The sequence below is a fragment of the Planktosalinus lacus genome (assembly GCF_014640155.1).
GTDB lineage: Bacteria > Bacteroidota > Bacteroidia > Flavobacteriales > Flavobacteriaceae > Planktosalinus > Planktosalinus lacus.
Window position 1 is genome coordinate 92,837 of record NZ_BMGK01000005.1, and the last position, 26,259, is coordinate 119,095.

Consider the following 26,259-nt stretch of genomic DNA (forward strand, 5'->3'; position numbering starts at 1 on the left):
CTTTGTGATTAGAGTTAAAACAATATAAAAACAGAAAATTCAAAAATTTAAATAAAATTAAAACTTTATGGGTTTAGAAAAAATTTTATCCATTTCCGGAAAACCGGGACTTTATGAATTAAAAACTCAAACAAGAACTGGTTTTCTAGCTGAATCATTATTAGACGGTAAAAAAATCTCAATAGGAGCACAACACAATATCAGTCTTTTGTCTGAAATTGCAATTTATACGCTAACTGAAGAGATTCCATTGCGTCAAATAATGCAAAAAATCAAGGATAAAGAAAATGGCGAAAAAGCTATTAGCCACAAAGAAGACAAGATAAAGCTTGAAGAATACTTTTTTGAAATCCTTCCTGATTATGATGAAGACAGGGTATATGCAAGCGATATCAAAAAAATCATTCAATGGTATAACCTTCTGCAGGAAAAGGATTTGATGGATTTCTCAGAACCAACAGAAGAAGAAGCACAGGAAATCGTAAAGCAAACCGAAGCGAAAGGGACTGCGAATAAAGCTGTACCCGTTGAAAAATCAACGCCCAAGGTTTCAAATACTAAAAAAGGAGGCACTGGAAAAAGTCCCGTAGCTAGAAAATCATAAACCCACTTATTTTAAAGACACTGAAAAATCCTGCCCGTTGGCGGGATTTTTTATTATAAACAGCATCTTGTGTATTACTTATTTGAAAAAATAATAAAAGTGTATATCTAATTTGTAATTTTATAAACTGAAATAAAAAAAATGAATAACAGAGAAGCACAACTCAATGCCTTTGACCGCTTGTTGTATATTATGGACGACCTGCGTGAAAAATGTCCTTGGGACCGAAAACAAACCCTGGAATCATTGAGACACCTAACCATTGAAGAAACTTATGAACTGGGCGATGCCATTCTTGAAAACGATTTAAACGAAATCAAAAAAGAACTCGGTGACTTGTTGCTGCACATCGTTTTTTATGCTAAAATAGGAAGTGAAAAAAATGCCTTTGACATCGCAGATGTTGCCAATGGAATCTGTGATAAACTCATCGACCGCCATCCACATATTTATGGCGATGTAGAAGTAGCCGATGAAGAAGAAGTCAAAAAAAATTGGGAAAATCTCAAGCTTAAAGAAGGCAAAAAAAGTGTGCTTGAAGGTGTGCCAAAATCACTCCCGGCTATGGTTAAAGCCAATCGTATTCAGGATAAGGTGGCCGGAGTGGGTTTTGACTGGGAAGAGCCCAAACAAGTATTTGAAAAACTCAAAGAAGAACTCGGTGAATTGCAACATGAAGTCAATGAAAACAATACCAAAAAAATAGAAGCTGAGTTTGGCGATGTTCTATTTTCAATGATTAACTATGCTCGTTTTCTAAAAGTGGATCCCGAAAGTGCTTTGGAACGCACCAATAAGAAATTTATCAAACGTTTTCAATACCTTGAAGAAAAGGCCAAAGCAGTTAACAAACCCCTCAGGGATATGACCCTCGCTGAAATGGATGTATTTTGGGAAGAGGCTAAAAAGTTATAAAAAAATATTTTACAATTTAGATTTTAATGAGCGAAAAGGAAAAAATCGATCAACTTCGTGAAGAATTACGTCAGCACAATTACAATTACTATGTGCTGGATGCGCCTGTGATTTCAGATTTTGAATTTGACCAAATGCTCAAGCAATTGCAACATCTGGAAGAACAATATCCCGAATATTTCGACCCTAATTCACCCACACAGCGGGTAGGGGGGGCAGTCACCAAAAATTTTGAAACGGTTGTACTTGAATTCCCCATGCACTCCCTGGATAATTCTTATTCTGAAGAAGATTTACTGGATTGGGAGAAACGTATCAAAAAACTGGTTGATGGAACTGTACAATATACATGCGAATTAAAATATGACGGTGCTTCCATGAACCTGACTTATGAAAATGGAATCCTTGTGAAAGCTGTCACCCGTGGAGACGGAACTCAAGGGGATGATGTAACCAATAATGTAAAAACCATTCGTTCAGTACCTTTAAAGTTGAAAGGCGATTTTCCACCAAAATTTCACATTCGTGGTGAAATTATTTTACCGCTTGCCGGCTTTACCAAAATGAACGAAGAGCGCCTCGAATCCGGTGAAAATCCTTATGCCAATCCACGAAACACGGCATCTGGAAGTTTGAAATTGCAGAACAGTGCTGAGGTTGCCCGTCGCCCTTTGGATTGTTTGATGTATGGAATCGTGGGTGAACGACTGCCCATCAAAACCCAGTTTGAATCGTTACAAAAAGCCCGTGAATGGGGCTTTAAGGTTCCTGAGGCCTGTACACTGGCAAACTCCATCGAGGAAGTACTACAATTCATCCACTACTGGGATGTACATCGCCACGAGTTACCTTATGAAACAGACGGTGTGGTCATCAAAGTGAATAACTTGTATCAACAAGAAGAGTTGGGCTATACCGCCAAATCCCCCCGATGGGCGATGGCTTATAAGTTTAAGACTGAGCAAGCGGTTACTGTTTTGGAAAAAATAACTTATCAGGTGGGCAGGACCGGTGCCATCACTCCCGTAGCGAATTTAAAACCGGTACAGCTGGCCGGAACCACGGTTAAACGAGCTTCACTGCACAATGCAGACCAGATTGAAAAACTCGACATTCGCGAAGGCGACACTGTATACGTGGAAAAAGGAGGTGAAATCATCCCTAAAATAGTGGGTGTTGATTTCAGCAAACGCGATGTGGACTCGCAACCCACAAAATACATCTCTAATTGTCCTGAATGTAATACTGTGCTTACGCGAAAGGAAGGTGAAGCCCAACATTATTGCCCAAATTTTTATGGTTGTCCACCGCAGATTGTTGGAAGGATACAGCATTTTGTTTCTCGCAAAGCGATGGATATTGAGGGGATAGGCGGTGAAACGGTCGAACTTTTATTCAAAGCTAACTTGATAGAAAATTACGCCGATTTATATATCCTCACCATTGATCAGCTACTTCCATTGGAACGTATGGCCCAAAAAAGTGCAGAAAACCTAGTGAGTGGTGTGGAAAAATCAAAAGAAATTCCATTTGAGCGGGTGTTATTTGCGTTGGGGATTCGATTTGTGGGTGAAACTGTAGCCAAAAAATTAGCGAGGCACTATAAGAGTATTGATGCGCTGCAAAACGCAACACAAATGGAATTGATTATGGTTGATGAAATTGGTGAAAAAATTGCCGAAAGTGTGGTAGAGTTTTTCAGTAAATCTGAAAATTTGGAAATCCTCAACCGATTGAAGACCTATGGTGTTCAATTGCAACTTTCTGAAGAGGCACTTCAGGGCCAAACTGATATGTTACAAGGAAAGATTTTTGTGGTGTCAGGTGTGTTTGAAAAAGTTTCACGAAATGAACTTAAAAAACTCATAGAGGACAACGGCGGGAAAGTTTCAGGTTCTATTTCATCAAAAACCAGTTTTGTGGTTGCCGGAGACAATATGGGGCCCAGTAAAAAAGAAAAAGCCGAAAGCCTGGGTATACCCATTATTTCTGAAGATGAGTTTTTGGGAATGGTTTGATTAAACCATAATTGAATTGCTTTTAAAATCATTAATTTTCTTTTCCTCAAAATAAAAGTCAATTCGTCCCAGATTGATACCGCCAAAACCCACTTGGTTGATTAATACCTCCTGGTCGTCGATGTTTTTTACGATCGTCGGTTTGAGAAGAAACGTATGGGTATGACCACCAAGAATCAAATCGATATTTTTAGTGGCTTTTGCAAGTTTTATATCAGAAATTTTATCATCCTCATAACTATACCCTAAATGTGAAAGGCAAATGATTAGATCACATTGCTCTTCATCTTTTAAAATTCTGGTCATTTCCTGAGAGATTTCAATGGGGTCTTGATATCTTGTTTCCTGATAAAGCTTTTTAGTAACCAAACCCTCCAGTTCAACACCCAGTCCAAACACCCCCACTTTGATGCCGTCTTTTTCAAAGGTCCTGTATTTTTCAACAAAACCATCCAGAACAGTATTGCTAAAATTATAGTTGGAAGAAATGATAGGAAAATTAGCGTGTGGTAATGGCGCCAAAAGTCCTTCAAGACCGTTGTCAAATTCGTGATTGCCAATGGTCGCAGCATCATAGCCTAACATCGACATAAACTTCAACTCCAGTTCGCCACCATAAAAATTAAAATATGGTGTTCCCTGAAAATAATCGCCGGCATCCAATAATAGCGTGTTTTGGTTTTCTTTTCGGATGTTTTCAATGAGGGTAGCCCGGCGTGCTACACCACCTTTGTTTGCATAACGAGCGTCATTTGCAGGAAAGGGATCCAACCGGCTGTGGGTGTCGTTGGTGTGCAGTATGGTGATGTGCTTTTTACCCGGTGCGTTCACAAATGCCGAAAGTCCAAAACTTCCGGTTGCAAGAAGTGCCGATCCAGCAGCTGTTTGTTTTATAAAGTGTCTTCGTTGCATTTTTAGTTTGATTTTATAAAACGATTATCAGGCGTATAATTAATCGTGTCTTTTTTAATGAAGTAATCAATAAATAGGTTTCTTATTTTATAATCGAGCGATATTTCGCTTAGAGCTTCTTCAAAAAAGTACATTCGATCGCCACCATTTTTTAAGTAATCACTGGTTGCTACAAAATAAGTTTTTGTAGTGTCCAAAGGTTGTTCCTGAACTTTTACTTCAGAGATTTCGTTGCTTTTATTCAATTGAATTTCGATGCCTGAAACCGGATGTGCAATCATTTCGGATTTTAGATATTCTAACATCTCTTTGATATTTTTCGGCGAAAGTTCAAGTACTACTATTTCATTTTCAAAAGGCATAATTTCAAAAGCAGTGCGACGGGTTACAGCTCCTTGTCCCATAGTGGCTCTGATTCCGCCAAAATTGAGAAGAACAAAGTCTATGTTTTCATTGGTTCGGGCATTGAAAACAGGATTTGCAAGTTCCATCACAGCATCAGCCATCATATTTCCAATAGAGGAATTGAGCCCTCCATCTGTGCGTTTCATATTTCTTACATTGTAAGCTAAGTGTTCTGAAAGTTGATTTTCAACATGCGTTCTGAATGGTTTTAAAATGGAATCGTAAGAGGTATTTGAAGAGATAGAGTCATTTACCTCAATTTGCCGACCTTCAATTTTTGTGAGAGTAAATTCTTTTTGTTGACAAGCCGAAACAATTGATAATAAAAAAATAAATTTGAAAAGGTTTTTCATAAAACAAAAATCAAAGTTTAATGGCTATATTTTGTTTACTTTTGTATGCCAAGATTGTAAAGATAAATGAATTTAAAAACCGTTAAAAAATATTTCCTCAAAAAGCAAATTGAAAAGCATTTAAAAAGTGGTTTTTCAAAACAACAAACAGCAAACTTTAAAACTGTTGGAGTGCTTGTAAATGCTGAAGAATTTGAAGATGTAGACTCATTTAGCAGTTTGATTCAGTCACTGGAAATACTTAACAAAGATTTAAAGTTAATTATCTATAAAGAAGAAAAGAAAAATTTGCCCACTTTGGAGCAAAATAAATTTTCTTCAAAAGATTATAGTTGGAATGGAATTTTAACTAAACCTGCTATCATTGAGTTTTTAGATAGGGAGTATGACCTATTTATTGGTTATTATTCAAATAAAAACAGCTACCTCGATTTTGTTTCTTCAAGAGCTAAAGCCCATCTCAAAGTTGGTGTTGAGGGAGCAAACAGTCAAATATTTGACTTGATCTTTAAAATACCTGTCAAAGATTATAGTTTGTTTGAACACGAACTTGCAAAGTATGTCAACATATTTCAAAATAAAAAAACAGCAGTATGAAAAAATTTAATGGAACCGGGGTGGCTTTGTTGACTCCATTTAATAAAGATTTTAGTATTGATTTTGATGGATTGGAGCGAGTAGTCAATCATTGTATTGAGGGTGCTGTTGAATATTTAGTAGTATTGGGTACCACAGCAGAGAGCGCAACCCTTTCATCAGAAGAAAAACAGCTTGTGATAGATAAAATTGTTGCAAAAAATAATGGTCGACTTCCTCTGGTGTTGGGTGTGGGAGGAAACAATACACAAAATGTTGTAAAAGAACTTCAAAGTCGTGATCTTTCTGCATTTGATGCCATACTTTCAGTGTCACCATATTATAATAAACCAACTCAGGAGGGAATCTATCAACATTTTAAAGCTGTTGCAAACGCTTCTCCAAAACCTATAATTCTTTATAATGTTCCCGGACGGACTTCGTCCAATATGTTACCAAAAACCGTAATAAGATTGGCAAATGATTTTAATAATATCATTGGGATTAAAGAGGCTGCTGGTGATATTGTTCAGGCGATGCAGTTAATTAAAGGTGCTCCGAAGGATTTTATGGTCATTTCGGGCGATGATATGATTACTTTACCAATGGTGCTTGCAGGTGGTTCAGGAGTAATTTCAGTGATAGGAGAAGGGTTTCCTAAGGAATTTTCAGAAATGGTTCGATTAGGATTGCGCAGAGAAGTAAATAAAGCATATGAATTACACTATAAACTTGCACCTGCCATTGACATGATTTTTGCTGAAGGGAACCCTGCCGGAATCAAAGCAGTTTTTGAAACTCTAAATATTTGCAGTGCAACTGTTCGATTGCCTTTAGTGGAAGCGAGCAGTGAGTTGAAACAACAAATAGAAGACTTTGTTGCTCAAATGCGTTAATTTTTTCACAACACATAAAATCTGATTCACTCTTCCGTTAGTTATTAGTAATATTGATTTTTATTATAGCACTAATTTACTTACTTTTGCACGATGTTTTTAAACCACATGAGAATACTTTTAACAACACTGGCCTTAGCCACTTTATTTTTTTCCTGTAGTCCATATCAAAAAGCCTTGAAGTCTGAAGATGTGGGGCTTAAATTCCACATGGCAGATTCATTGTATACAGTTGGGAAATACAAAAAAGCATTAAAGTTAATGGAGCAAGTGGTGCCCGAGTACAGAGGCAAACCCCAGGCTGAAAAATTAATGTTTCTATATTCTGATACCTTTTATAATCTAGGTGATTATTATTTAGCAGGATATCAGTTTGAACGATTTTCAAACTCATATCCCTTAAGCGAAAAAGCAGAAGAAGCTGCATTTAAAGGGGCTAAGAGTTATTATTTTTTGTCTCCCCGTTACTCACTGGATCAAAAAGACACTAAAGTTGCACTTGAGAAATTACAAGAATTTATAAATAAATATTCAAATTCAACATTTATTGCAGATGCAAATCAATTGGTTGAAGAACTCACTCACAAGTTAGAGAAAAAAGAATTTGAAGTTGCCAAACAATACAATCGTATTTTTGATTACAAAGCTGCAATAAGTGCGTTTGATAATTTTATACTCGACCATCCCGGTTCAGAATTTAGGGAGGAAGCTTACTTTATGAAGTTTGAATCGGCCTATCAACTTGCCGTTCGAAGTATTGAAAACTTGGTTGAAGAAAGACTAACTACAGCTAAATCTTACTATGAGTCTTTCAAAAGGAATTATCCTGAAAGTAAATTTCAAGCAGAAGCAGAAACAATTTTAGAAGACATTGAACAACGAATAGATAACAAACAAGTATAACAAGATGACAGATCTTAAGAAAACAGAAGCTCCGGTAAATACAGTTACCTTAAACAGAAATGTAGTTGATGAGCCTACTCAAAATATTTATGAAGCCATTTCTATTGTTGCAAAAAGAGCAAATCAAATCAATTTAGAAATAAAAAAGGAATTGCTTGAAAAGCTTGACGAATTTGCAACTTACAACGACAGCCTTGAAGAGGTATTTGAAAACAAAGAGCAAATTGAAGTTTCTAAGTATTATGAAAGATTGCCAAAACCACATGCGCTTGCTATGCAAGAATGGTTGGAGGGAAAGATTTACTACAGAAATACTTTAGAAGAAAATTCAGAAAAGTAAGCAATGTCTATCCTTAGCAGCAAAAAAGTGTTACTGGGTATAAGTGCCGGTATTGCTGCTTATAAATCAGCTTATTTAGTCAGGTTATTGGTTAAAGCAGGTGCCGAAATCAAAGTCATTATGACACCTTCATCAAAAGATTTTGTAACGCCCTTAACTCTTTCAACTCTTTCAAAAAATGAAGTTTTTTCTTCATTTACCAATGAAGAAGACGAAAATGAAACCTGGAACAATCATGTAGAGTTGGCCCTTTGGGCCGACTTTTTTATTATAGCCCCGGCAACAGCAAACACTTTGTCAAAAATGGCTACCGGAATTTGTGACAATATATTGATGGCTACCTATCTTTCTGCAAAATGTCCGGTTTACTATGCTCCTGCAATGGACTTAGATATGTATAAACATCCCTCTGTGCAAGAAGCATTTGAAAAATTGAACTCATTTGGGAATATTCAAATACCTGCCGGTTTTGGTGAGCTTGCTAGTGGCCTTGTTGGAGAAGGAAGAATGGCTGAGCCGGAAGAAATCATGACTTTTATTGAAAATGATATTCTTAGTAAACTTCCTCTGAAAGGAAAAAAAGTTCTTATCACTGCCGGGCCTACTTATGAAGCCATAGACCCTGTTCGCTTTATTGGGAACCACTCTTCCGGAAAAATGGGTTTTGCCCTTGCAAATCAAGCAGCAATCCTTGGCGCTGAGGTGATTTTAGTTTCAGGACCTACGCATTTGAATTTGTCAAATAATCTAATAAATATCATTCCGGTAACCAGTGCTGATGAAATGTATCAAGCTTGTCACGATGTTTTTAATGAAACAGATATAGCAATTCTTGCTGCGGCTGTTTCAGATTATAAACCTGAAAATGTAGCTTCACAAAAAATCAAAAAGAAAGATGCCAATCTTATAATTAAACTTGAACCAACTAAGGATATTCTGGGATCACTGGGGAAAATTAAAAAAAATCATTTGTTAATAGGGTTTGCTTTAGAGACCAATGATGAAGTTGAAAACGCAAAAAAGAAGCTCAAAAAAAAGAATTTAGATTTTATTGTTTTAAATTCGCTTAATGACAGTGGAGCCGGTTTTGGTTCAAACACTAATAAAATTACAATTATTCATAAGAATAATAAATTAAAAACGTTTGAATTAAAGGATAAAAATGAAGTTGCAAAAGATATCTTTAACGAAATAATATTAAATCTTGATGAATAAGTTTACTTACCTTTTAGTGTTTTTATTTTTTACGCTGCACATAGCAGCACAAGAGTTTAATGCTTTAGTCATTGTAAATGCTGAACAAACAGGCGAATCAAACCAGCAGATTTTTAAAACTCTTGAGCGCGATTTAACTGAATTTATTAACGAAACCTCCTGGACAAATAAAGTATATGCAAATCAAGAACGTATAGACGCAAGTTTTAATATTATCGTTTCAGAATATGACTCAGATATGTTCACGGCAAGCATTCAAATTCAGGCATCCAGACCGGTTTTTGGTTCGACTTATTTATCACCTATCTATAATTATAACGACAGACAGTTTAGTTTCAATTATAGAGAATTTCAACCGCTCAACTTCAATCTTAATACTTTTGAAAGTAATTTGATTTCAGTGGTGGCCTTTCACGTTTATACCATTTTAGGATTGGATGCCTCCACATTTTCTGAAAATGGCGGTGAAGAATATCACAGTGTTGCCAAGCAAATTGTGAATACTGCTGCTTCAGGAAATTTTTCCGGATGGAAAGCTTCAGATGGTAACCAGTCAAGGTATCAGTTGAATGAGGCTTTAGTTTCTCCTATTTTTAGTACATTTCACAATGTAATGTACAAATACCACCGGAAAGGACTTGATATAATGCAAGAAAACCCGCGTGAAGGAAAAGAAGTCATAGCCGAAGCCATCAATGAGTTGAAAGATATTAATGATCGAAGACCAAATTCATTTTTATTACGTACTTTTTTTGATACAAAAGCTGAAGAAATTCAGTCTATATTCAGTGACGGACCCAGTGTGACAATTGATCAACTTACACAGAACTTAACCAGAATGGCACCTACTAAACGTGAAAACTGGTCGAAAATTAAATATTAGTCTGCTTGTTTTAATTCCTAAACTTTTTACCTTTAGTGTTTAAATCACTACACTAAATTGATAACACATCTCACCATAAAAAATTATGCTTTAATTGAAGATATTAAAGTTGATTTTCAAAAAGGCTTAACAATTATTACCGGAGAAACCGGTGCCGGTAAATCTATTTTACTAGGGGCACTAGCCCTATTGTTGGGCAAAAGAGCTGATTTAAGTAGTGTAAAGAACAGTGAGAAAAAATGTGTTATTGAAGCAGAGTTTGAAGTAAAAAATTATAAACTTCAAAATCTCTTTACAAGTTTAGACCTTGACTATGAAGATCACACAATCATAAGAAGAGAGATTCTACCTTCTGGTAAATCAAGAGCTTTTGTAAATGACAGTCCGGTAAATCTTTCGGTTTTATCTGAATTGGGAGATCAACTAATAGATATTCACAATCAACATCAAACCCTTGAAGTTTCTTCACAAAATTTTCAATTTGAAGTGCTGGACGCACTTGCTAAAACACAGGGGTTAATTCAAAGGTACGAATCTGCTTTAGTAGAATTTAAAACCAAGAAAAAAAGTTTATTTCAATTAAAAGAAAAACAACAAAGTTCCCAAAAAGAACTCGATTACAACCAACATCTTTTAAGTGAACTGGAAGAAGCAAAATTAAAGCGAGGTGAACATGCTGAAGTTGAAGAGGAATATGAAAAGCTCAATAATGTAGAAGGTATTCAAGAAACCCTAAGTGAAATTATTCAATTTTTTGAATCTGAAGAGTTGGGGCTTCGTTCGACGCTCAATGAAATCAAGTCACGATTAAACAAGCTTAAATCATATTCAAAATCATACGATAGTTTATCTGAAAGAATTCAAAGTGTTCAAATTGAACTGGATGATGTGTTTTTAGATATAAATAGCCAACTGGAAATGGTTGAGGCTGATCCATCACGACTTCAGTTTCTTGATGAACGATTGAAAACATTACACAAATTGCAAACCAAACATCATGTGTTGACCATTGATGAGTTACTGGAAATTCAGGATAAACTTTCTAACGAGGTCGATGAAACCAGCCAACTTGATGAACGACTGGATGTTTTGAGAAATGAAATCAATTTACTTGAAACGCAACTAAATGAATTAGCCAAGGAAATTCACGAGAAACGTGCATCTATTCTTAACATATTGAAGTCTAAACTTGAAGAAATTTTATTTCAATTAGGACTTCCAAATGCAAGTTTTAAAATTGAATTAAATTTTAGCGATACATTTTTTGAAAATGGAAAAGACGAACTTTTGTTTTTGTTTACTGCCAACAAAGGATCCTCTTATGGAGAATTAAAAAAAGTGGCTTCGGGAGGTGAATTAAGTCGGATTATGCTTGCCATTAAATCTGTATTAGCAAACTACAGTAAGTTGCCAACCATTATTTTTGATGAAATAGACACAGGTGTTTCAGGAGAGATTGCCAATAAGATTGGAGTGATTCTTCAATCAATGAGTAAAAATATGCAAGTAGTTAGTATTACTCATTTACCACAAATTGCTGCAAAAGGAGATCACCACTTTAAAGTATATAAAGAGGACAACGAAGAACAAACACAAACAAAATTAAAACAATTAAACTCTGAAAACCGTCTAATTGAAATTGCAGAAATGTTGAGCGGAGATAAGAAATCTGAATCTGCAATTGCTCATGCACGCGAATTATTGAATTAAAATGTATATTTGAACAGCTTTTTTTATCAATATTTTGGGGAAAGTATAGCCAAATAATAAGGAACAAGTATAATCTTTAATAGTCATATAATGTCATACAATTTATTAAAAGGAAAACGAGGAATCATTTTTGGAGCATTGGATGAAAATTCTATTGCCTGGAAAACAGCAGAACGAATTCATAAAGAAGGAGGAACATTTGTTTTGACCAATGCCCCCATTGCATTGAGAATGGGTCAAATAAAAGAACTTGCAGAAAAAACAAACTCAGAAGTAATTCCGGCAGATGCTACCAACCTTGAAGATTTAAATAACCTTGTAGAAAAATCAATGGAAATCCTTGGCGGAAAACTGGATTTTGTTTTACACTCCATCGGGATGTCTGTCAATGTGAGAAAAGGAAATCACTATACCAATCAGAACTATGATTACACCCATAAAGGTTGGGATATTTCAGCGGTATCATTTCATAAAACAATGCAAACTTTGTATCAAAAAGATGCCATGAATGAATGGGGAAGTATTGTTGCATTAACATACATGGCAGCACAGCGTGTATTCCCCGATTATAACGATATGGCCGATAACAAAGCATATCTGGAATCAATTGCAAGAAGCTTTGGCTATTTTTTCGGGAAGGATAAGAAAGTTCGTGTCAATACTATTTCTCAATCACCCACACCAACAACGGCAGGACAAGGAGTAAAGGGCTTTGATGGTTTTATCTCTTACGCTGAAAAGATGTCTCCATTGGGCAATGCAACCGCTGAGGATTGTGCAAATTATACAATTGCAATGTTTAGTGACTTAACTAAAAGAGTTACACTTCAAAATTTGTATAATGATGGTGGGTTTTCAAATATGGGAGTAAGTGATGAAGTAATCAAAGCGTTTGAGCATGAATAGTAATTTGAAAAATATTTAAATAAAAAACCATCTCGAAAAATATCAAGATGGTTTTTTTGTTGATTATCTTTACACTATGTCATTATATTTTTCATTTATCATTCCTGTTTATAACAGGCCGCAGGAAATTAAGGAACTCCTTGATAGTTTTTCTCAACTCAAATATGACAAGCCCTATGAAATTCTAATAATCGAAGATGGATCAATTGAAAAATCTGATGAGGTTATTAAAAATTTATCAAGCCAGTTAAATATCAAATATTTTTTCAAAAACAATTCTGGACCCGGTGATTCCAGAAATTATGGAATGCAAAGAGCTGATGGGAATTATTTTATAATTTTAGACTCAGATTGCTTATTGCCGCCACAATACTTGAATGGAGTAGAGCAATCTTTATCAGAAGACTATTTAGATTGTTTTGGCGGGCCGGATGCCGCTCACCATAGTTTTACTCCTTTACAAAAAGCCATCAACTATGTGATGACTTCTTTTTTAACAACCGGCGGAATAAGAGGGAGAAAAAAATCGATACAACAGTTTGAACCCCGAAGTTTCAATATGGGAATTTCAAAACAAGCTTTTGATACAACCGGTGGATTTGGAAAAATTCATCCCGGAGAAGACCCGGATTTATCTCAGAGGCTTTTAAAAGCAGGTTTTAAAACCGGATTTATTGAAAAAGCATTTGTATATCACAAACGGCGTATTTCCTGGTCTAAATTTTATAAGCAAGTGCGTAAGTTTGGTTTAGTAAGACCTATTTTAACAAAGTGGCATCCAACATCAGCACGAATAAGCTTCTGGTTTCCTTTTCTATTTGTATTATTTACAGTGGGCTCAATTTTTCTTTCCTTTTTTAAAATCTATTATTTTTTAGGGTTCTTATTACTTTACATTTTAATATTACTCCTAGATTCATCTATTAAAAACAAAAGTTTATATATTGGGTTTTTGTCAATTTTAGCTATGTTCATTCAGTTTTTTGGTTACGGACTAGCTTTTGCAAAATCCACTTTTTATATTAGGGTTCTCAATCAAAACCCTGAAAAACGATTTCCTGAACTTTTTTTTAAGTAACTTTAGTTTCTATCCATATTCATTAAAAATGAAAATTATTGGTCTTACAGGAGGTATTGGCAGCGGAAAAAGCACTGTTGCAAATATGTTTAGAAAATTAGGTATTGCAATTTATATTGCTGATGATGAGGCAAAAAAAATAATGCACACTCCTGAAATAAAACAAAAAGTCATTTCACTTTTAGGTGAAGATGCTTATTTGAACAATAAATTAAACAGAGCATATATAGCTTCTAATGTTTTTAAAAGCAAAGAATTACTTAATAGTCTGAATGAAATAGTTCACCCAGCAGTAGCAAAAGATTTTAAAGATTGGGCAAAAGTACAGAAAAGTGATTATGTCATTAAAGAAGCTGCCATTTTGTTTGAAAATGAAGGTTATAAAAATTGTGATTTTACGATTCTAGTTACTGCAAATAAAAAATTAAGACTTAAACGAATTTTAAAACGCGATAACACCACTGTAGAAGATGTAATTGAAAGAATGCAAAATCAATGGCCCGATTCTGAAAAAGTAAAACTTGCCGATTTTGTTATCACAAACAATGAAGGACTTTCCAATTTGAAAAGACAAGTGTATCAAATTCACGAAAAATTAATGAAGTTGTCAATTTAATGGCATAAGTTTTGTTAACATTTGGTTAAAGCATTAAACGGCTAAATGTTAAAATCTTACTTTTGAGCTATGAGCAAAAAACTGTTTATTACACTCATAGTTTTTATGAGTCTTTGTTTATTGGGAATCATTTTTGTTCAAGTTTATTGGATTAAAAACTCATTCCAAAACAAAGAAGATCAGTTTCATTATAATGTTAGACAATCATTAATTGCAATATCAAAAGAGCTACAATTAAAGGAGTTGGAGTACTATTACAGGCTTTACGCCGAAGTAGCCGATAGCATTGGAGAGCCTGATAGGTCAACTTTCAGGGAAATAGTTTATACGAATACAGACAATGTCACAAATGAAACATTTATTTATTCAAGTGGTTTATTAGAGGAAGATTTCAAGCTTTCTTCCAATATATTGGATGTAAATGTAGACAGTATAAACTTTAGAAAATTTACCAATAGAAAGTTTACAGCTCGATTGAGGCCAGGCCTTGATGGAACTTCTATGAATACTGAAACAAGTGAGCTTTCTATCAAAACGCTTGAAGAACCTTCACAGTTTCAGTTAAGGGAAACATTTAAAGACATTGCAAAGCAAATACCCATCCATAAGCGGGTGGGCATTGAAGAATTAAACAGTTTAATTAAACATCAACTGGAATCCAGAGATTTAAACCTGGATTATGAATTTGCTATATTTAGTAAAGGGCTTTCAACAAAAGTGGCATCAGAAGATTTTGTATTTAATCCCGAATCGCCTGATACCTATAGTGTGCCTTTATTCATTGATGAAAACCGAAGCTATAAATATGAATTATTGGTTTCGTTTGAAAAAAAGCAAAAATATGTTTTTTCATCGGTATTGAGTATGGGAATTTTGACCCTTTTTTTAACAGCAATTATCATATTGGCATATTATAATGCAATACAACAGCTCATTAGACAACGTCAAATATCAGAGATTAAAACAGACTTTATCAATAACATGACTCACGAGTTCAAAACACCCATAGCAACAATAAATTTGGCTTTAGACGCTATGAAGAACCCAATGATTTATGATAATAAAGAAACAATGCAGCGTTATCTAAAAATGATTAGAGATGAGAATAAACGCATGCACGCCCAGGTTGAAAATGTTTTAAGAATATCCAAACTTGAAAAAAGAGATTTAAACATAAAGAAAGAACGCTTAAAATTACACGACCTAATAGTAGATGCCATTACACATGTAGAATTGATTGTTGAGGATAGAGGTGGATATATCAAAACACATTTTGATGCACAAAAATCATCTATATTGGCAAATGAATCTCATTTTACAAATGTATTGGTTAATATATTAGATAATGCTATAAAATATTCACCTGAAGCCCCTAAAATTGATATCTTTACTGAAAATGTTAAAAACAATATTGTCGTAAAAATACAAGATCAAGGAAGCGGAATGAGCAAAGCAGCTCTTAAAAGAGTTTTTGAAAAATTTTACAGAGAACACAAAGGAAATATACACAACGTAAAAGGACACGGACTAGGACTTTCTTATGTTAAACGCATGATAGATGACCACCAGGGTCAAATATTTGTGGAAAGTGAGAAAGGAAAAGGAAGTACCTTTATAATTAAACTTCAATTAATATCTTAAGTCATGGAAACTGAAAATAAAAAAATCCTTTTAGTAGAAGACGATCCCAATTTTGGAACCGTCTTAAAAGATTATTTAACAATGAATAATTACAATGTCACACATGCCAAAAATGGAATGGAAGGCTTTGAAAAATTCAAGAAAGACGATTTTGATCTTTGCATTCTTGATGTAATGATGCCCTATAAAGACGGATTTACATTGGCAAAGGAAATCAGGGAGAAGAATGAAGATATTCCAATCATCTTCCTGACTGCCAAAGCAATGAAAGAGGATGTGCTTAAAGGATACAAAGTTGGTGCGGATGATTACCTAAACAAACCTTTTGACTCTGAAGTATTGTTAATGAAAATTAAGGCCATCATTCAACGCAAAGCAACCGATTCTTTAGCAGATAGCAAACAGTTTGAATTTCAAATTGGTAACTTCCATTTAAATTCAAAGCTTAGGTTTTTAACTTACAATGATCAAAAACCGGACAAACTTTCGCCTAAAGAAAATGAATTGCTTCGTTTACTGGCATTGCATAAAAATGACTTGATGCCTCGTGAACTTGCATTAACCAAAATTTGGAGGGATGACAACTATTTCACCTCCCGAAGTATGGATGTTTATATTGCCAAACTGAGAAAGTATCTCAGTAAAGACGATGGTGTTGAAATTTTAAACATTCACGGAGAAGGTTTCCGATTGGTTGTGAAAAGTGAAGTAGATAATTAATTGAAGTATATCGCTCAAAACGTCCTTAAATATCAGGACGTTTTGAGTTTTATATAATTGATGATATTTTCTATTTTATCATCATATTCAAACCATTTTATTGATTCATCTTTTCTCCACCAGGTGAGCTGCCGTTTGGCATATCGTCTAGAATTTTTCTTGATTTCTTCCACCGCTTTTTCAAAAGTAATCACACCTTCCAAATGAGCAAACATTTCTGTATAGCCAACTGTTTGTAAAGCGTTCAAATGTTTTTTGTTATTTAAGTTTTTTACTTCATTTATCAACCCATTTTCAATCATCAAATTAACCCTATTATTGATGCGGTTATAAATAATTTCTCTTTCCGCGGAAAGGCCAATCTTTATGGGCGTAAAATTTCTTCCGGCATTTTTTTTACCCAAAAAGGAAGTATAGGGTTTGTTTGTACCTATACAAATTTCTAATGCTCTAATAAGTCTGTGGGCATTATTTTTATCAACCTTTTCGTAATATTCGGGATCGAGTAGTTTTAGTTTTTCCTGTAAAGCCTCGATACCTGACTCTAAAAAAAGCTTTTGTAAATCAAGTCTTACTTGTGAGTTCACTTTAGGAAATGTGTCCAAACCTTTTAAAACGGCATCTATGTACAAACCGGAGCCACCAACCATAAAAAGAATGTCATGATTTTTAAACTTTTCTTTTAGTAATTGTAAAGCGTCACTTTCAAAGTCACCCACATTGTAATCCTGGTTTATAGAAATATGTTGAATGAAATGATGAGGAACTTCAGTGAGCTCTTTTTCATTGGGTACTGCTGTACCTATTTGCATTTCTTTGTAAAACTGACGTGAGTCTGCAGAGATGATTTCAGATTGAAATTCTTTTGCCAGAGCAATGGAAGTACTTGTCTTACCAATACCGGTTGGGCCAATTATTGTAACAAGGTATTTTTGATTTTTCACAAAATTAAACTTTTAATTTTGATCCACATTCATAGCAATAGCTGGCGTTTTCATTATGAATTTCTGTATTACATACAGGACAGGCGATATTTGTCTTTTCAGGGTTTGATTTTGTTTTATTACCCTTCTGTTTGGCAAACTCTGCACTTACTATCCCGGTTGGCACTGCGATGATTCCATAACCAGTAATCATAACAAACATAGCTAAAAATTGTCCAAGAGCAGTTTGAGGATAGATGTCACCAAAACCAACTGTTGTTAAGGTTACCACTGTCCAGTAAATACCTCTGGGAATACTCGTGTAGCCAGATTCGGGCCCTTCTATTAAATACATTAGAGTACCTACAACCATTGCAATTATCAGGACAGTAAATAAAAAAACAATGATTTTTGCCCGGCTTGCTTTTAAAGCTGCCTTAAGGTTGGTAGCTTCTCCAATAAAATTAGCCAGTTTTAAGACCCTGAATAGCCTTAATAACCTTAATGCTCTGATACTGCCCAATAAGTTGCTTCCTGTAAAAAAGAAAGAAAGATACATTGGTAAAATTGCCAGAAAGTCGATGATTCCGTAAAAGCTGAAAATATATTTCCAGGGTTTTTTTGTGGAGAAAATTCGAAGAATGTATTCTATGGAAAATAATATAGTGAAGAACCACTCTGCAGCTATTAAAAATGCATGATATTGTTCATCAATATATTGAACAGATTCCAACATCACCGCTAGAACACTCAATAAGATGAAAATAAGAAGAAATATGTCAAATATTTTTCCGGCTTTAGTATTGGTGCCGTAAATGACAATATAAATACGTTGTCTTATTTTATCTATTTTTGATTTTGGCTCTTCAATTAACATAAACGGGTGTTCTTGAATAAGTGTCAAATGTAACAAACATATTTGAAATTTGCTTTTTATTCATTATAGAGGAATAATTTTTAAGACTTTATATTTTCTTAAATAACTTTGTATGATGTGTTGGGCATCTTTATTGTTAGCCATTGGAGTAATGAGTGAACTTAGTACATCAGTATTAGTAATCTGATAATTGAGATTGTAAAAGGCGATGCCTTTAAAAATACCTTTTTCTACATAAACCACACTTCGTTCATCAACGTCTCTACCCCGGTCAATGACTAGAAAGCTATTGTTTTCAAAACTGTTTTTTTTGATGAAATCTTCAATTTTTTTGTTGTATTCTTCAGGGCTTTCAATACCAATGCAAGCGCCAGCGCATTCTCTTATTGTATAGGAAAAACAAGCTCCTTTAGTTTGGTATAAACCAGTGAGTTTTTGACAAAGCCCATAGGTTTCTGTGATTTTAAAAAGACTGCTTTTTGCTTGTTGATAATTTGTAAAGGTGGTGATCGGTTTTTTTCTGGCGTCGGCTTTTTCAATCTTCAAGTTGATGTAGCCATTTTCATCAATATAACTATTCAGTTGGTTTTGGTAGATTGTTTTTCTGAGTGCTCTGTTGTAAATGGGTTTGTTAATTTTAATCTCTTCACTTTCTTTAAGTTGAGCAATTAAATCACTTCCTGTTTTTTCATAGGAAACTGAATAGACTTCATCTTGGATTTTTTTAGATTTTCGATTGTCTGAAGTGAAGTGTTGAATGATTCGTTTTTTTATATTTTTACTTTTACCTATATAGATTATTTTTCCATCTTCACGGTGCATATAATACACTCCTGTTTCACCAGGGATTTTTTCAATAATGTCTAAAAGCTTGGAGTCCAGTTGTCTTTTTGGCTCTAACCTTATGGTATTACTAATGATTTCTTTTTTTGAATCTTTAGAGAGTAGTAGTTTGAATAAAATTACCGTTGCTTTAGCATCACCTGAAGCTCTGTGCCGGTCACTCATTGGAATTCCCAGTTCACGAACTAGTTTTCCTAAACTATAGGATTTTACATCAGGAAGTAGCTTTTTTGATAATTCAACGGTGCAAAGCGTTTCACGGGTAAACTCAAAGCCAAGTCTGTTAAACTCAGTTTGTAAAATTCTATAATCAAATTTTGCATTGTGGGCTACAATGATAGCATCTTCGGTTATTTCGACAATGCGTTTTGCGACCTCATAGAATTTGGGAGCTTGTCTGAGCATTTCATTATTTATTCCGGTAAGGTTTACTACAAATGGCTGAATGGGAATTTCAGGGTTAACTAGACTTATAAATTGGTCAACTATTTTATGACCATCAAATTTGTAGATGGCAATTTCAGTAATGCCTTCTTCATTGTATTTCCCGCCGGTGGTTTCTATGTCGAGTATTGCGTACAAACAGATTAATTGTAATTTCTTTCCCCAAAAATAGCACTACCAATGCGCACCATAGTGCTTCCATTTTGAAGTGCGATTGTATAATCACTGCTCATTCCCATTGAAAGTTCTTTTAGACCATATTTGTTTTTTAGTTGATCGTAAAGGGTTTTGAGAAATTTAAATTCGTTATTGATTTGCTCTTTGTTGTCTGTAAATGTAGCCATTCCCATTAACCCAATAATTCTTACGTTTTCTAGAGTTTTAAAAGTATCTGCTTCCAGTAATTGTGTTAATTCCTCAGGGTCTAAACCAAATTTGGAATTTTCTTTAGCAATGTAAACCTGCAGTAAACAATTGATGGTTCTGTTATTTTTTTTGGCTTGTTTGTTGATTTCTTTCAGGAGTTTTAAACTATCCACACCGTGTATGAGGTGTACAAAAGGGGCCATATACTTTACTTTATTGCGTTGCACGTGACCAATCATATGCCATATGATATCTTTAGGCAATTCTTCCCATTTTCCAGTCATTTCCTGAACTTTGTTTTCACCAAAGTCACGATGCCCGGCATTATAAGCTTCCAAAATTTCCTCTACCGATTTGGTTTTTGAAACAGCTACGAGGGTTACATTTTCCGGAAGTGAAGTTGTTATATTTTTTAAATTTTCTGAAATCATATTTTATGTTTAAATATCCAATATCTAAAATTCATAGATGGTGATTCCGCTTCTTAATTTTGGTTCTATATAAGTACTTTTGGGTGGCATTTTTAATCCTTGATCTGCAATTTGTTTAAGCTGTTCTATTGTCGCCGGTTTGAGTCCAAAACCAACACTGAATTCACCACTGTCAACTTTTGTTTTCACATAAGCCATATCATTTCGGCCGTGAGCATATTCTATTCTGTTATCGTTGCGTAAATCTTTAATTCCCAATAGAGGTTCTAAAACAGTTTTATAGAGAATCTGAGCGTCAAGATCATCAAGTGCAGTTTCAAACTTGTAGTTTGTTTTGCGAAGCTGGAGTGAATAAAACTCTCCGTCCAGGTACATACTGAAATGATGTGGTTGAAGTGGTTTATAATAAACCAGACCACGGTTTTCAATTAAAAATAGTTCATCCAAGGCGATTAAAAATTCTTCTTTTGATAATCCGTTTAAATCTTTTACCAGCCTGTTAAATTCATAAATGGTCAAGTGTGATTCTGGAATGAGGTAGCTCATAAAATAATTGTAAGTTTCTGAACCCGAATGTTTTGGGTTTTTTGCTTTTAAATCCAGTTGTAAAAGGAGGGAAGAGGCAGAGCGGTGATGACCATCTGCTATATAAAGGCTGTTACAATGCTCAAATGCAAATTGAATTTTTTCAACTGTTTTTGGGTCATTTATTTTCCAAAGGTAGTGCGTGTCTTTATAAGTTGTGGTAAATTCATATTCAGCTCTTTGAGTGGTGTTTTTTTTTATGATTTGAGCGAGTTGTTTGTTATCAGGATAGGTGATTAAAACCGGCTCGGCATTAAACCCCACAGTTTTAAGATAGTCTTTAAAAATTGTTTCGCGCTCCTCAATTGTGTCTTCGTGTTTTTTTATAATATTTTTTTCATAATCTTCGGTACTAGCTGCAGCGATAATTCCTTCATAGGTTTGATAGTTTCTGTCAACAATTTTATAAATATAATAGCAAGGTGTTTGATCTTGAACAAAGATGCCTTCCTCTTTAAATTCTTGATATCGATTTTTTACCAGTTGATATCGTTCGATACCGGAAATTTCTTTATGATACTTATAACCTGGATTTACAATATGTAAAAAAGAGTATGGATTGTTGTTCAGTCTCGCTTCTCTTTCTGCGACAGTATAAGTTTGGTAAGCCCGTGATGCGATAAGCCCCACTTTATCTCTTGTGGGTCTTACAGCTTTGAATGGAATTACTTTAGTCATAATTTTTGAAGGTTTTAATCAATATCTCTAAGTAAGTCCATGTCGAGTATTTTTATATTTCTACCTTCAATTTCAATAATTCCTTCTTTATTAAAACTGGATAGAGTTCTGATTAAACTTTCGGTGGCAATTCCTGCAACACTTGCAAGGTCGCTTCGTGATATTTTTATGCTCTCATCCTTCTTTTTATTCATTTTATCAGCAAACTGTAGAATGGTGGCAGCTGTTTTTTTTCTGACTGATCCATAAGCCATTTGTAGTAATTGATCTTTTATTTCAGCCAGATTATCTGAAAGTAAATTGATGAGGTCAAAGTTTACCTTATGATTATTGTTAAGCACTTCTTTTAACTCATCTTTGGATACTGCTACAAGCTCACAGTTTTCCATGGCTGTTGCAGATTCTTGATAAGGTATGTTTTGCATTAATGAAGCATAACCAAACAAATCATCTTCTTTGAAGAGTGCTGTTGTTAATTCTTTTCCTGACTCATCAATTTTATGACATTTTACAATTCCTTTGTTTATCAAGTAGATGTAATTGGAGTTATAACCTTGTTCAAAAATCAATTCACCTTTTTTGAATTTTAATTCTTTACCGTTGTCATCCAGATAATTTTTTAAATCATTTAAGGAACGTAACCCACTGTCATCGTCTAAAGTGTTCTTTTTTTGCTCACGCTTCTCTTTGAGTATTGCGGTTTTGGCAAGTCTACTTTCTAAAGCACTAATAAGTTCATTTTCTTCAAAGGGTTTGGTAAGATAATCATCTGCACCCATATCCATTCCTTTTCTAATGTCTTTGTGTTCGGTTTTTGCCGAAAGAAATACAAAAGGGATATATTTTGTAGAACTATCTGAGGCCAGTTCTTTTAACACACCGTAACCATCCAGTTCAGGCATCATGATATCACATATTATGATGTCGGGCAAGTTTTCCTTTGCTTGTGCAACACCTATTTTTCCGTTGGGAGCTGTTATGACTTCATATCCTGAAAGTTCTAGAATTTCAGCTGTATTTTCTCTAACCGCAGTATCGTCTTCAATTAAAAGTACTTTATGCATTGTTTTTGTTTTAAGGTTGATGTACCAGAGGTATTGACATTGTAAATGTAGAGCCTTTATTCTCCTCACTTACAAAACTAATTTTTCCTCCCAAATTTTTCAAATGTCCTTTTACTATATTGAGTCCTATTCCTGTTCCCTGGTCATTGATAGCGTTTTCAGCTCTAAAATAGCGACTAAAAATATGTTTTTGAGCATCTTCAGGAATACCAATGCCTTCATCAATAACTTGTATAGTGAGCATTTTTTGATTTGATTCTACTTGAATATCAATTGAAGTGTCTTCAGGGGAATACTTGATGGCATTGTGAATTAAATTAGAAAGACATAATTCCATAATTTTTTCATCCTGAGTAAGGATATATTCGTCAACTTCCGGTGGAAAGGAAATCTTTTGACCTCTTTTTAGGAGCATATTAGCATTGTATACCACTTCGTTAATGATTTTACTTAATTTAAACGTGGTGGGCTTGTAGTTTATTTTTCCTGTGTCCAGTCGTTCAATCGAGAGGAAGTCATTGAGAATGTTATTAAGGTAATGTACCTTTTCTGAAATGGTTCTAAGGTGTTTATCTCTTTTGTCTTGTTGTTCGGTGAGTTTGTATTTTCCCAACAAAATAGTTGAAGTTAAAATACCACTTAGAGGTGTTTTAAACTCATGAGAAACCATAGAAAGAAACTTGGTCTTTAATTCGTTGAGCTCCTTTTCTTTTTTTAAAGCACTTTTTATTCTTTTTTCAGCTGTTTTTCTTTTTTCAATTTCTGTTTGAAGCTCTTCAACGGTCAATTTGAGTTCTTTTGTTCGCTTTTGAATTTTTCCTTCAAGTTCATAGTTGAGCTGAATAATCTTTTCTTCTTGTTGCTTTCTTATACTTATGTCAATTACCAGCGCCATAACATAACGTTTGCCATCCCATTTAAATGGGTTTAATCCGGCTTCAACAGGAATATGTTTTCCAGATTTGTGAACACCAAAAAGATTTCTTCCATGTCCCATTTGTCTTTTGTCACTTTGTTCAACAAAATCAGTGACATATTTTTTATGAGCACTGTGAATATTTTTTGGAATTAAAATATTGAGATGTTTACCTAAAAGTTCTTCAGAACTAAAGCCAAACATAGCCTCTAATGAATTATTCACAGAAACAATATTTTGGGATTCATCGACAATAACCACACCTTCTGATATGGCTTCTGATAGTAAGTTAAGTAAGCTGTTACTTTGTTCAAAGATTTTCATTGCTCAAAGTTAATGAATCTCTTTATCAGGTAAAAGTTTTTTGCATACTGAGTCATATTTTTAAAATGTGATAATTATCATAGTTTAATCAATGCTTCTGTATGACATTTGTACCATTAATTAGAAACAAAACAATTAAATACATACTAAAATGAAAACTTTAAAAAACTTAGCAATTATTTTTCTGGCAGTTTTTATAACTCAGCAAATAAATGCGCAAACTGCAAAAGTGAATTCAGCAAGTAGTAACATGACTGTATTTGGAACATCAAATATTCACGACTGGGACATGAAAGCTGAAAAAATGTCTGGTGATGCAACCTTTACAATAGAAGACGATAAACTATCAGCTATAGATAAATTAACTTATTCAGTTGAAGTTGAAAGCTTAAAAAGTGGTAAAAGCGGTATGGATAAAAACGCATACAACGCTTTAGATACTAAAAAGCACAAAACAATCAATTATAAATTGACAAAGGTCAACAAAATAATTGATAAGGGTTCAAATAACTATACATTAGAAACTACAGGAAACCTTTCAATAGCAGGTCAAACCAAGCAGGTTCCAATTACATTTAATGTAAAAGTAAATGGCAATAAATTAACATTTGCCGGGAAAGTAAAAATCAATATGACACATTATAATGTTGAACCACCAAAAGCATTGATGGGAACCGTAAAAACCGGCGAGGACATCACTTTAGACTTTGAAGTACTTTATAACTAAATATAAAACAAACCTAATAGAAACAACAAATTTTTAAAACCCAAAATTATGAAAACAATAAAAAAACTAACCCTGGTACTTGTTGCAATCTTAATGGCAGCAACAACTTTTGCTCAAGATAAACGTAAACTTGACAACTACAGAAGCCCTGACAAAGACGGTATCAACGTTTTTGAAGCACCAAAAGATACAGTCTCAACATTTGACGGTATTAAAGTAAGAGTAGGTGGAGCATCAGCACTACAATTTCAAGCACTTGATCACGAAAATAGCGGTGCTGTAGAATTAATTGAAATTGGTGACAATTTCAATTTAGCAACAGCAAACCTTGATCTTGACGTTGCATTGGCAGATGGTCTTAGAATGCATTTGAGAACGTATCTGTCTTCTCGTCACCACCCGGAGCCTTATGTAAAAGGAGGATATATGCAAATTGATAACTTCAACTTTTTAAGTGAAGGATTCCTTGCAGAGACTATGAAATATGTGACCATTAAATTTGGACATATGGAAAACAACTATGGTGATGCTCACTTCAGAAGAAGTGATAACGCTCAGGCTTTCTACAATCCTTTTGTTGGAAACTATATTATGGACTCCTTTACCACTGAAGTAGGAGGTGAGATTTACTTCCAAAAAAATGGATTCTTAGGTATGGTAGGTGTATCAAATGGCAAATTGAATCAGGCAGTAAACAGACCTAAAACTACCAGCCCATCTTTATTGATGAAATTAGGGTATGACAAGCAAATGAATGATGATTTAAGAGTGCGTGTTACTGGATCTTTATACCATACAGCCCACACGGCAAGAACATGGTTATATGCCGGTGACCGTGCAGGATCAAGATACTACCTGGTAATGGAATTGCCTGATGCTAGTTCAGCAGGAAACTTTACTTCTGGACGTTTTAACCCTTCATTAAACAACCAGTTAACAGCAGTAATGATTAACCCATTCATAAAATACAAAGGATTTGAATTCTTCGGAATGTATGAAAGATCAGAAGGAAAAGCAGCTTCTGAAGAAGAAACAAGAGTGTTTACCCAACTTGGAGCAGAGGCACTATACAGATTTGGAAGCACTGAAAACTTCTATATCGGAGGTCGTTTTAACCAAGTAAGCGGAGAGCTTTTAGGTTCAGGAGAAGATATTGATATCACTCGTGTGAACTTCGGTGGTGGATGGTTTATGACAAAGAATGTATTAGCCAAAATTGAATATGTAAACCAAACCTATGACGGGTTTGCAACCGGAGACAGATTTGACGAAGGTAAGTTCAACGGTCTTATGATAGAAGCAGTTATTAGTTTCTAAGTTTGTTTTAGTTCAATGAAGAGGAGAGAGGTCTTTAATATCTCTCTCCTTTTTTTATTATATTTCAGCTTAA

General features: G+C 34.4%; 26 protein-coding genes. 17 read left to right on the forward strand and 9 right to left on the reverse strand.

The window, feature by feature from the left end; translation table 11 throughout:
* Positions 1-67: 67 nt before the first annotated feature.
* The 3 genes from IEV69_RS07140 (at position 68) to ligA (ending at position 3,537) form a co-directional block, all read left to right on the forward strand.
* Positions 68-604 (forward strand): DUF5606 family protein, encoded by a 537-nt coding sequence (locus IEV69_RS07140; protein WP_188440959.1) that lies wholly within the window; start codon positions 68-70, stop codon positions 602-604.
* Between the two features lie 141 nt (positions 605-745).
* A complete protein-coding gene (gene mazG, locus IEV69_RS07145) occupies positions 746-1,519 on the forward strand; it encodes a nucleoside triphosphate pyrophosphohydrolase (protein ID WP_188440961.1) in 774 nt (257 codons plus the stop codon).
* A 26-nt stretch (positions 1,520-1,545) separates the two neighbouring features.
* On the forward strand, positions 1,546-3,537 hold the full coding sequence (gene ligA, locus IEV69_RS07150; protein WP_188440963.1) for an NAD-dependent DNA ligase LigA: 1,992 nt from the start codon (positions 1,546-1,548) through the stop codon (positions 3,535-3,537).
* On the opposite strand, the gene IEV69_RS07155 is transcribed toward ligA, so the two are convergent.
* Positions 3,538-4,449: a bifunctional metallophosphatase/5'-nucleotidase gene (locus tag IEV69_RS07155; RefSeq protein ID WP_188440965.1), complete on the reverse strand. Its 912-nt coding sequence runs from the start codon at positions 4,447-4,449 to the stop codon at positions 3,538-3,540.
* A gap of 2 nt (positions 4,450-4,451) precedes the next feature.
* A complete protein-coding gene (locus IEV69_RS07160) occupies positions 4,452-5,207 on the reverse strand; it encodes a 5'-nucleotidase C-terminal domain-containing protein (RefSeq protein ID WP_188440967.1) in 756 nt (251 codons plus the stop codon).
* A gap of 66 nt (positions 5,208-5,273) precedes the next feature.
* On the opposite strand from IEV69_RS07160, the gene IEV69_RS07165 reads away from it, so the two are divergent.
* From IEV69_RS07165 to IEV69_RS07220, 12 genes are all read left to right on the forward strand, one after another.
* Entirely contained in the window at positions 5,274-5,804 is a 531-nt protein-coding gene (locus tag IEV69_RS07165) for a DUF6913 domain-containing protein (protein WP_188440969.1), read from the forward strand.
* Positions 5,801-6,679 carry a 4-hydroxy-tetrahydrodipicolinate synthase gene (dapA, locus tag IEV69_RS07170; RefSeq protein WP_188440971.1) on the forward strand — a complete coding sequence of 293 codons (879 nt, stop codon included), beginning with the start codon at positions 5,801-5,803 and terminating at the stop codon, positions 6,677-6,679. The genes IEV69_RS07165 and dapA overlap by 4 nt, the downstream gene beginning before the upstream one ends.
* A gap of 108 nt (positions 6,680-6,787) precedes the next feature.
* Positions 6,788-7,582 (forward strand): outer membrane protein assembly factor BamD, encoded by a 795-nt coding sequence (locus IEV69_RS07175; protein ID WP_229741392.1) that lies wholly within the window; start codon positions 6,788-6,790, stop codon positions 7,580-7,582.
* Positions 7,583-7,586: 4 nt separating this feature from the next.
* A complete protein-coding gene (locus tag IEV69_RS07180; RefSeq protein WP_188440975.1) occupies positions 7,587-7,922 on the forward strand; it encodes a DNA-directed RNA polymerase subunit omega in 336 nt (111 codons plus the stop codon).
* A 3-nt stretch (positions 7,923-7,925) separates the two neighbouring features.
* Complete coding sequence (coaBC, locus tag IEV69_RS07185; protein WP_188440977.1) at positions 7,926-9,137, forward strand: bifunctional phosphopantothenoylcysteine decarboxylase/phosphopantothenate--cysteine ligase CoaBC; 1,212 nt, start codon at positions 7,926-7,928, stop codon at positions 9,135-9,137.
* Positions 9,130-10,020, forward strand: a complete 891-nt coding sequence (gene porD, locus IEV69_RS07190; RefSeq protein ID WP_188440979.1) for a type IX secretion system protein PorD — start codon at positions 9,130-9,132, stop codon at positions 10,018-10,020. The genes coaBC and porD overlap by 8 nt, the downstream gene beginning before the upstream one ends.
* Before the next feature lie 57 nt (positions 10,021-10,077).
* Positions 10,078-11,730 carry a DNA repair protein RecN gene (recN, locus tag IEV69_RS07195; RefSeq protein ID WP_188440981.1) on the forward strand — a complete coding sequence of 551 codons (1,653 nt, stop codon included), beginning with the start codon at positions 10,078-10,080 and terminating at the stop codon, positions 11,728-11,730.
* 90 nt (positions 11,731-11,820) lie between these two features.
* Complete coding sequence (locus tag IEV69_RS07200; protein ID WP_188440982.1) at positions 11,821-12,636, forward strand: enoyl-ACP reductase FabI; 816 nt, start codon at positions 11,821-11,823, stop codon at positions 12,634-12,636.
* Between the two features lie 76 nt (positions 12,637-12,712).
* Positions 12,713-13,714 carry a glycosyltransferase family 2 protein gene (locus IEV69_RS07205; RefSeq protein WP_188440984.1) on the forward strand — a complete coding sequence of 334 codons (1,002 nt, stop codon included), beginning with the start codon at positions 12,713-12,715 and terminating at the stop codon, positions 13,712-13,714.
* Between the two features lie 28 nt (positions 13,715-13,742).
* Positions 13,743-14,330 (forward strand): dephospho-CoA kinase, encoded by a 588-nt coding sequence (gene coaE, locus IEV69_RS07210; protein ID WP_188440986.1) that lies wholly within the window; start codon positions 13,743-13,745, stop codon positions 14,328-14,330.
* A 69-nt stretch (positions 14,331-14,399) separates the two neighbouring features.
* A complete protein-coding gene (locus tag IEV69_RS07215) occupies positions 14,400-15,971 on the forward strand; it encodes a sensor histidine kinase (protein WP_188440988.1) in 1,572 nt (523 codons plus the stop codon).
* Between the two features lie 3 nt (positions 15,972-15,974).
* Positions 15,975-16,691 (forward strand): response regulator transcription factor, encoded by a 717-nt coding sequence (locus IEV69_RS07220; protein ID WP_188440990.1) that lies wholly within the window; start codon positions 15,975-15,977, stop codon positions 16,689-16,691.
* Between the two features lie 32 nt (positions 16,692-16,723).
* Here the strand turns inward: IEV69_RS07220 and miaA are convergent, their stop codons facing one another.
* The 7 genes from miaA to IEV69_RS07255 form a co-directional block, all read right to left on the reverse strand.
* Positions 16,724-17,635 carry a tRNA (adenosine(37)-N6)-dimethylallyltransferase MiaA gene (gene miaA / locus IEV69_RS07225; protein WP_188440992.1) on the reverse strand — a complete coding sequence of 304 codons (912 nt, stop codon included), beginning with the start codon at positions 17,633-17,635 and terminating at the stop codon, positions 16,724-16,726.
* Between the two features lie 4 nt (positions 17,636-17,639).
* Positions 17,640-18,491: an ion transporter gene (locus IEV69_RS07230; protein ID WP_188440994.1), complete on the reverse strand. Its 852-nt coding sequence runs from the start codon at positions 18,489-18,491 to the stop codon at positions 17,640-17,642.
* A gap of 63 nt (positions 18,492-18,554) precedes the next feature.
* Positions 18,555-19,916, reverse strand: a complete 1,362-nt coding sequence (locus IEV69_RS07235; RefSeq protein ID WP_188440995.1) for an exonuclease domain-containing protein — start codon at positions 19,914-19,916, stop codon at positions 18,555-18,557.
* Positions 19,917-19,921: 5 nt separating this feature from the next.
* Entirely contained in the window at positions 19,922-20,575 is a 654-nt protein-coding gene (locus IEV69_RS07240) for a YggS family pyridoxal phosphate-dependent enzyme (protein ID WP_188440997.1), read from the reverse strand.
* 24 nt (positions 20,576-20,599) lie between these two features.
* On the reverse strand, positions 20,600-21,838 hold the full coding sequence (locus IEV69_RS07245; RefSeq protein ID WP_188440999.1) for a DUF1015 domain-containing protein: 1,239 nt from the start codon (positions 21,836-21,838) through the stop codon (positions 20,600-20,602).
* 14 nt (positions 21,839-21,852) lie between these two features.
* Entirely contained in the window at positions 21,853-22,902 is a 1,050-nt protein-coding gene (locus tag IEV69_RS07250; RefSeq protein WP_188441001.1) for a response regulator, read from the reverse strand.
* A gap of 10 nt (positions 22,903-22,912) precedes the next feature.
* A complete protein-coding gene (locus IEV69_RS07255; RefSeq protein ID WP_188441003.1) occupies positions 22,913-24,142 on the reverse strand; it encodes a PAS domain-containing sensor histidine kinase in 1,230 nt (409 codons plus the stop codon).
* 151 nt (positions 24,143-24,293) lie between these two features.
* On the opposite strand from IEV69_RS07255, the gene IEV69_RS07260 reads away from it, so the two are divergent.
* Both IEV69_RS07260 and IEV69_RS07265 read left to right on the forward strand, forming a co-directional pair.
* Complete coding sequence (locus tag IEV69_RS07260) at positions 24,294-24,869, forward strand: YceI family protein (RefSeq protein WP_188441005.1); 576 nt, start codon at positions 24,294-24,296, stop codon at positions 24,867-24,869.
* A gap of 48 nt (positions 24,870-24,917) precedes the next feature.
* A complete protein-coding gene (locus tag IEV69_RS07265; RefSeq protein ID WP_188441006.1) occupies positions 24,918-26,186 on the forward strand; it encodes a hypothetical protein in 1,269 nt (422 codons plus the stop codon).
* Positions 26,187-26,259 lie beyond the last annotated feature (73 nt).

What these genes read in the sequence shown, in the direction of transcription:
- IEV69_RS07140 (WP_188440959.1), top strand. Translation starts at nt 68, where the DNA reads ATGGGTTTAGAAAAAATTTTATCCATTTCCGGAAAACCGGGACTTTAT.
- mazG (WP_188440961.1), top strand. Translation starts at nt 746, where the DNA reads ATGAATAACAGAGAAGCACAACTCAATGCCTTTGACCGCTTGTTGTAT.
- ligA (WP_188440963.1), top strand. Translation starts at nt 1,546, where the DNA reads ATGAGCGAAAAGGAAAAAATCGATCAACTTCGTGAAGAATTACGTCAG.
- IEV69_RS07155 (WP_188440965.1), bottom strand. Translation starts at nt 4,449, where the DNA reads ATGCAACGAAGACACTTTATAAAACAAACAGCTGCTGGATCGGCACTT.
- IEV69_RS07160 (WP_188440967.1), bottom strand. Translation starts at nt 5,207, where the DNA reads ATGAAAAACCTTTTCAAATTTATTTTTTTATTATCAATTGTTTCGGCT.
- IEV69_RS07165 (WP_188440969.1), top strand. Translation starts at nt 5,274, where the DNA reads ATGAATTTAAAAACCGTTAAAAAATATTTCCTCAAAAAGCAAATTGAA.
- dapA (WP_188440971.1), top strand. Translation starts at nt 5,801, where the DNA reads ATGAAAAAATTTAATGGAACCGGGGTGGCTTTGTTGACTCCATTTAAT.
- IEV69_RS07175 (WP_229741392.1), top strand. Translation starts at nt 6,788, where the DNA reads ATGAGAATACTTTTAACAACACTGGCCTTAGCCACTTTATTTTTTTCC.
- IEV69_RS07180 (WP_188440975.1), top strand. Translation starts at nt 7,587, where the DNA reads ATGACAGATCTTAAGAAAACAGAAGCTCCGGTAAATACAGTTACCTTA.
- coaBC (WP_188440977.1), top strand. Translation starts at nt 7,926, where the DNA reads ATGTCTATCCTTAGCAGCAAAAAAGTGTTACTGGGTATAAGTGCCGGT.
- porD (WP_188440979.1), top strand. Translation starts at nt 9,130, where the DNA reads ATGAATAAGTTTACTTACCTTTTAGTGTTTTTATTTTTTACGCTGCAC.
- IEV69_RS07200 (WP_188440982.1), top strand. Translation starts at nt 11,821, where the DNA reads ATGTCATACAATTTATTAAAAGGAAAACGAGGAATCATTTTTGGAGCA.
- IEV69_RS07205 (WP_188440984.1), top strand. Translation starts at nt 12,713, where the DNA reads ATGTCATTATATTTTTCATTTATCATTCCTGTTTATAACAGGCCGCAG.
- coaE (WP_188440986.1), top strand. Translation starts at nt 13,743, where the DNA reads ATGAAAATTATTGGTCTTACAGGAGGTATTGGCAGCGGAAAAAGCACT.
- IEV69_RS07215 (WP_188440988.1), top strand. Translation starts at nt 14,400, where the DNA reads ATGAGCAAAAAACTGTTTATTACACTCATAGTTTTTATGAGTCTTTGT.
- IEV69_RS07220 (WP_188440990.1), top strand. Translation starts at nt 15,975, where the DNA reads ATGGAAACTGAAAATAAAAAAATCCTTTTAGTAGAAGACGATCCCAAT.
- IEV69_RS07230 (WP_188440994.1), bottom strand. Translation starts at nt 18,491, where the DNA reads ATGTTAATTGAAGAGCCAAAATCAAAAATAGATAAAATAAGACAACGT.
- IEV69_RS07240 (WP_188440997.1), bottom strand. Translation starts at nt 20,575, where the DNA reads ATGATTTCAGAAAATTTAAAAAATATAACAACTTCACTTCCGGAAAAT.
- IEV69_RS07245 (WP_188440999.1), bottom strand. Translation starts at nt 21,838, where the DNA reads ATGACTAAAGTAATTCCATTCAAAGCTGTAAGACCCACAAGAGATAAA.
- IEV69_RS07250 (WP_188441001.1), bottom strand. Translation starts at nt 22,902, where the DNA reads ATGCATAAAGTACTTTTAATTGAAGACGATACTGCGGTTAGAGAAAAT.
- IEV69_RS07255 (WP_188441003.1), bottom strand. Translation starts at nt 24,142, where the DNA reads ATGAAAATCTTTGAACAAAGTAACAGCTTACTTAACTTACTATCAGAA.
- IEV69_RS07260 (WP_188441005.1), top strand. Translation starts at nt 24,294, where the DNA reads ATGAAAACTTTAAAAAACTTAGCAATTATTTTTCTGGCAGTTTTTATA.
- IEV69_RS07265 (WP_188441006.1), top strand. Translation starts at nt 24,918, where the DNA reads ATGAAAACAATAAAAAAACTAACCCTGGTACTTGTTGCAATCTTAATG.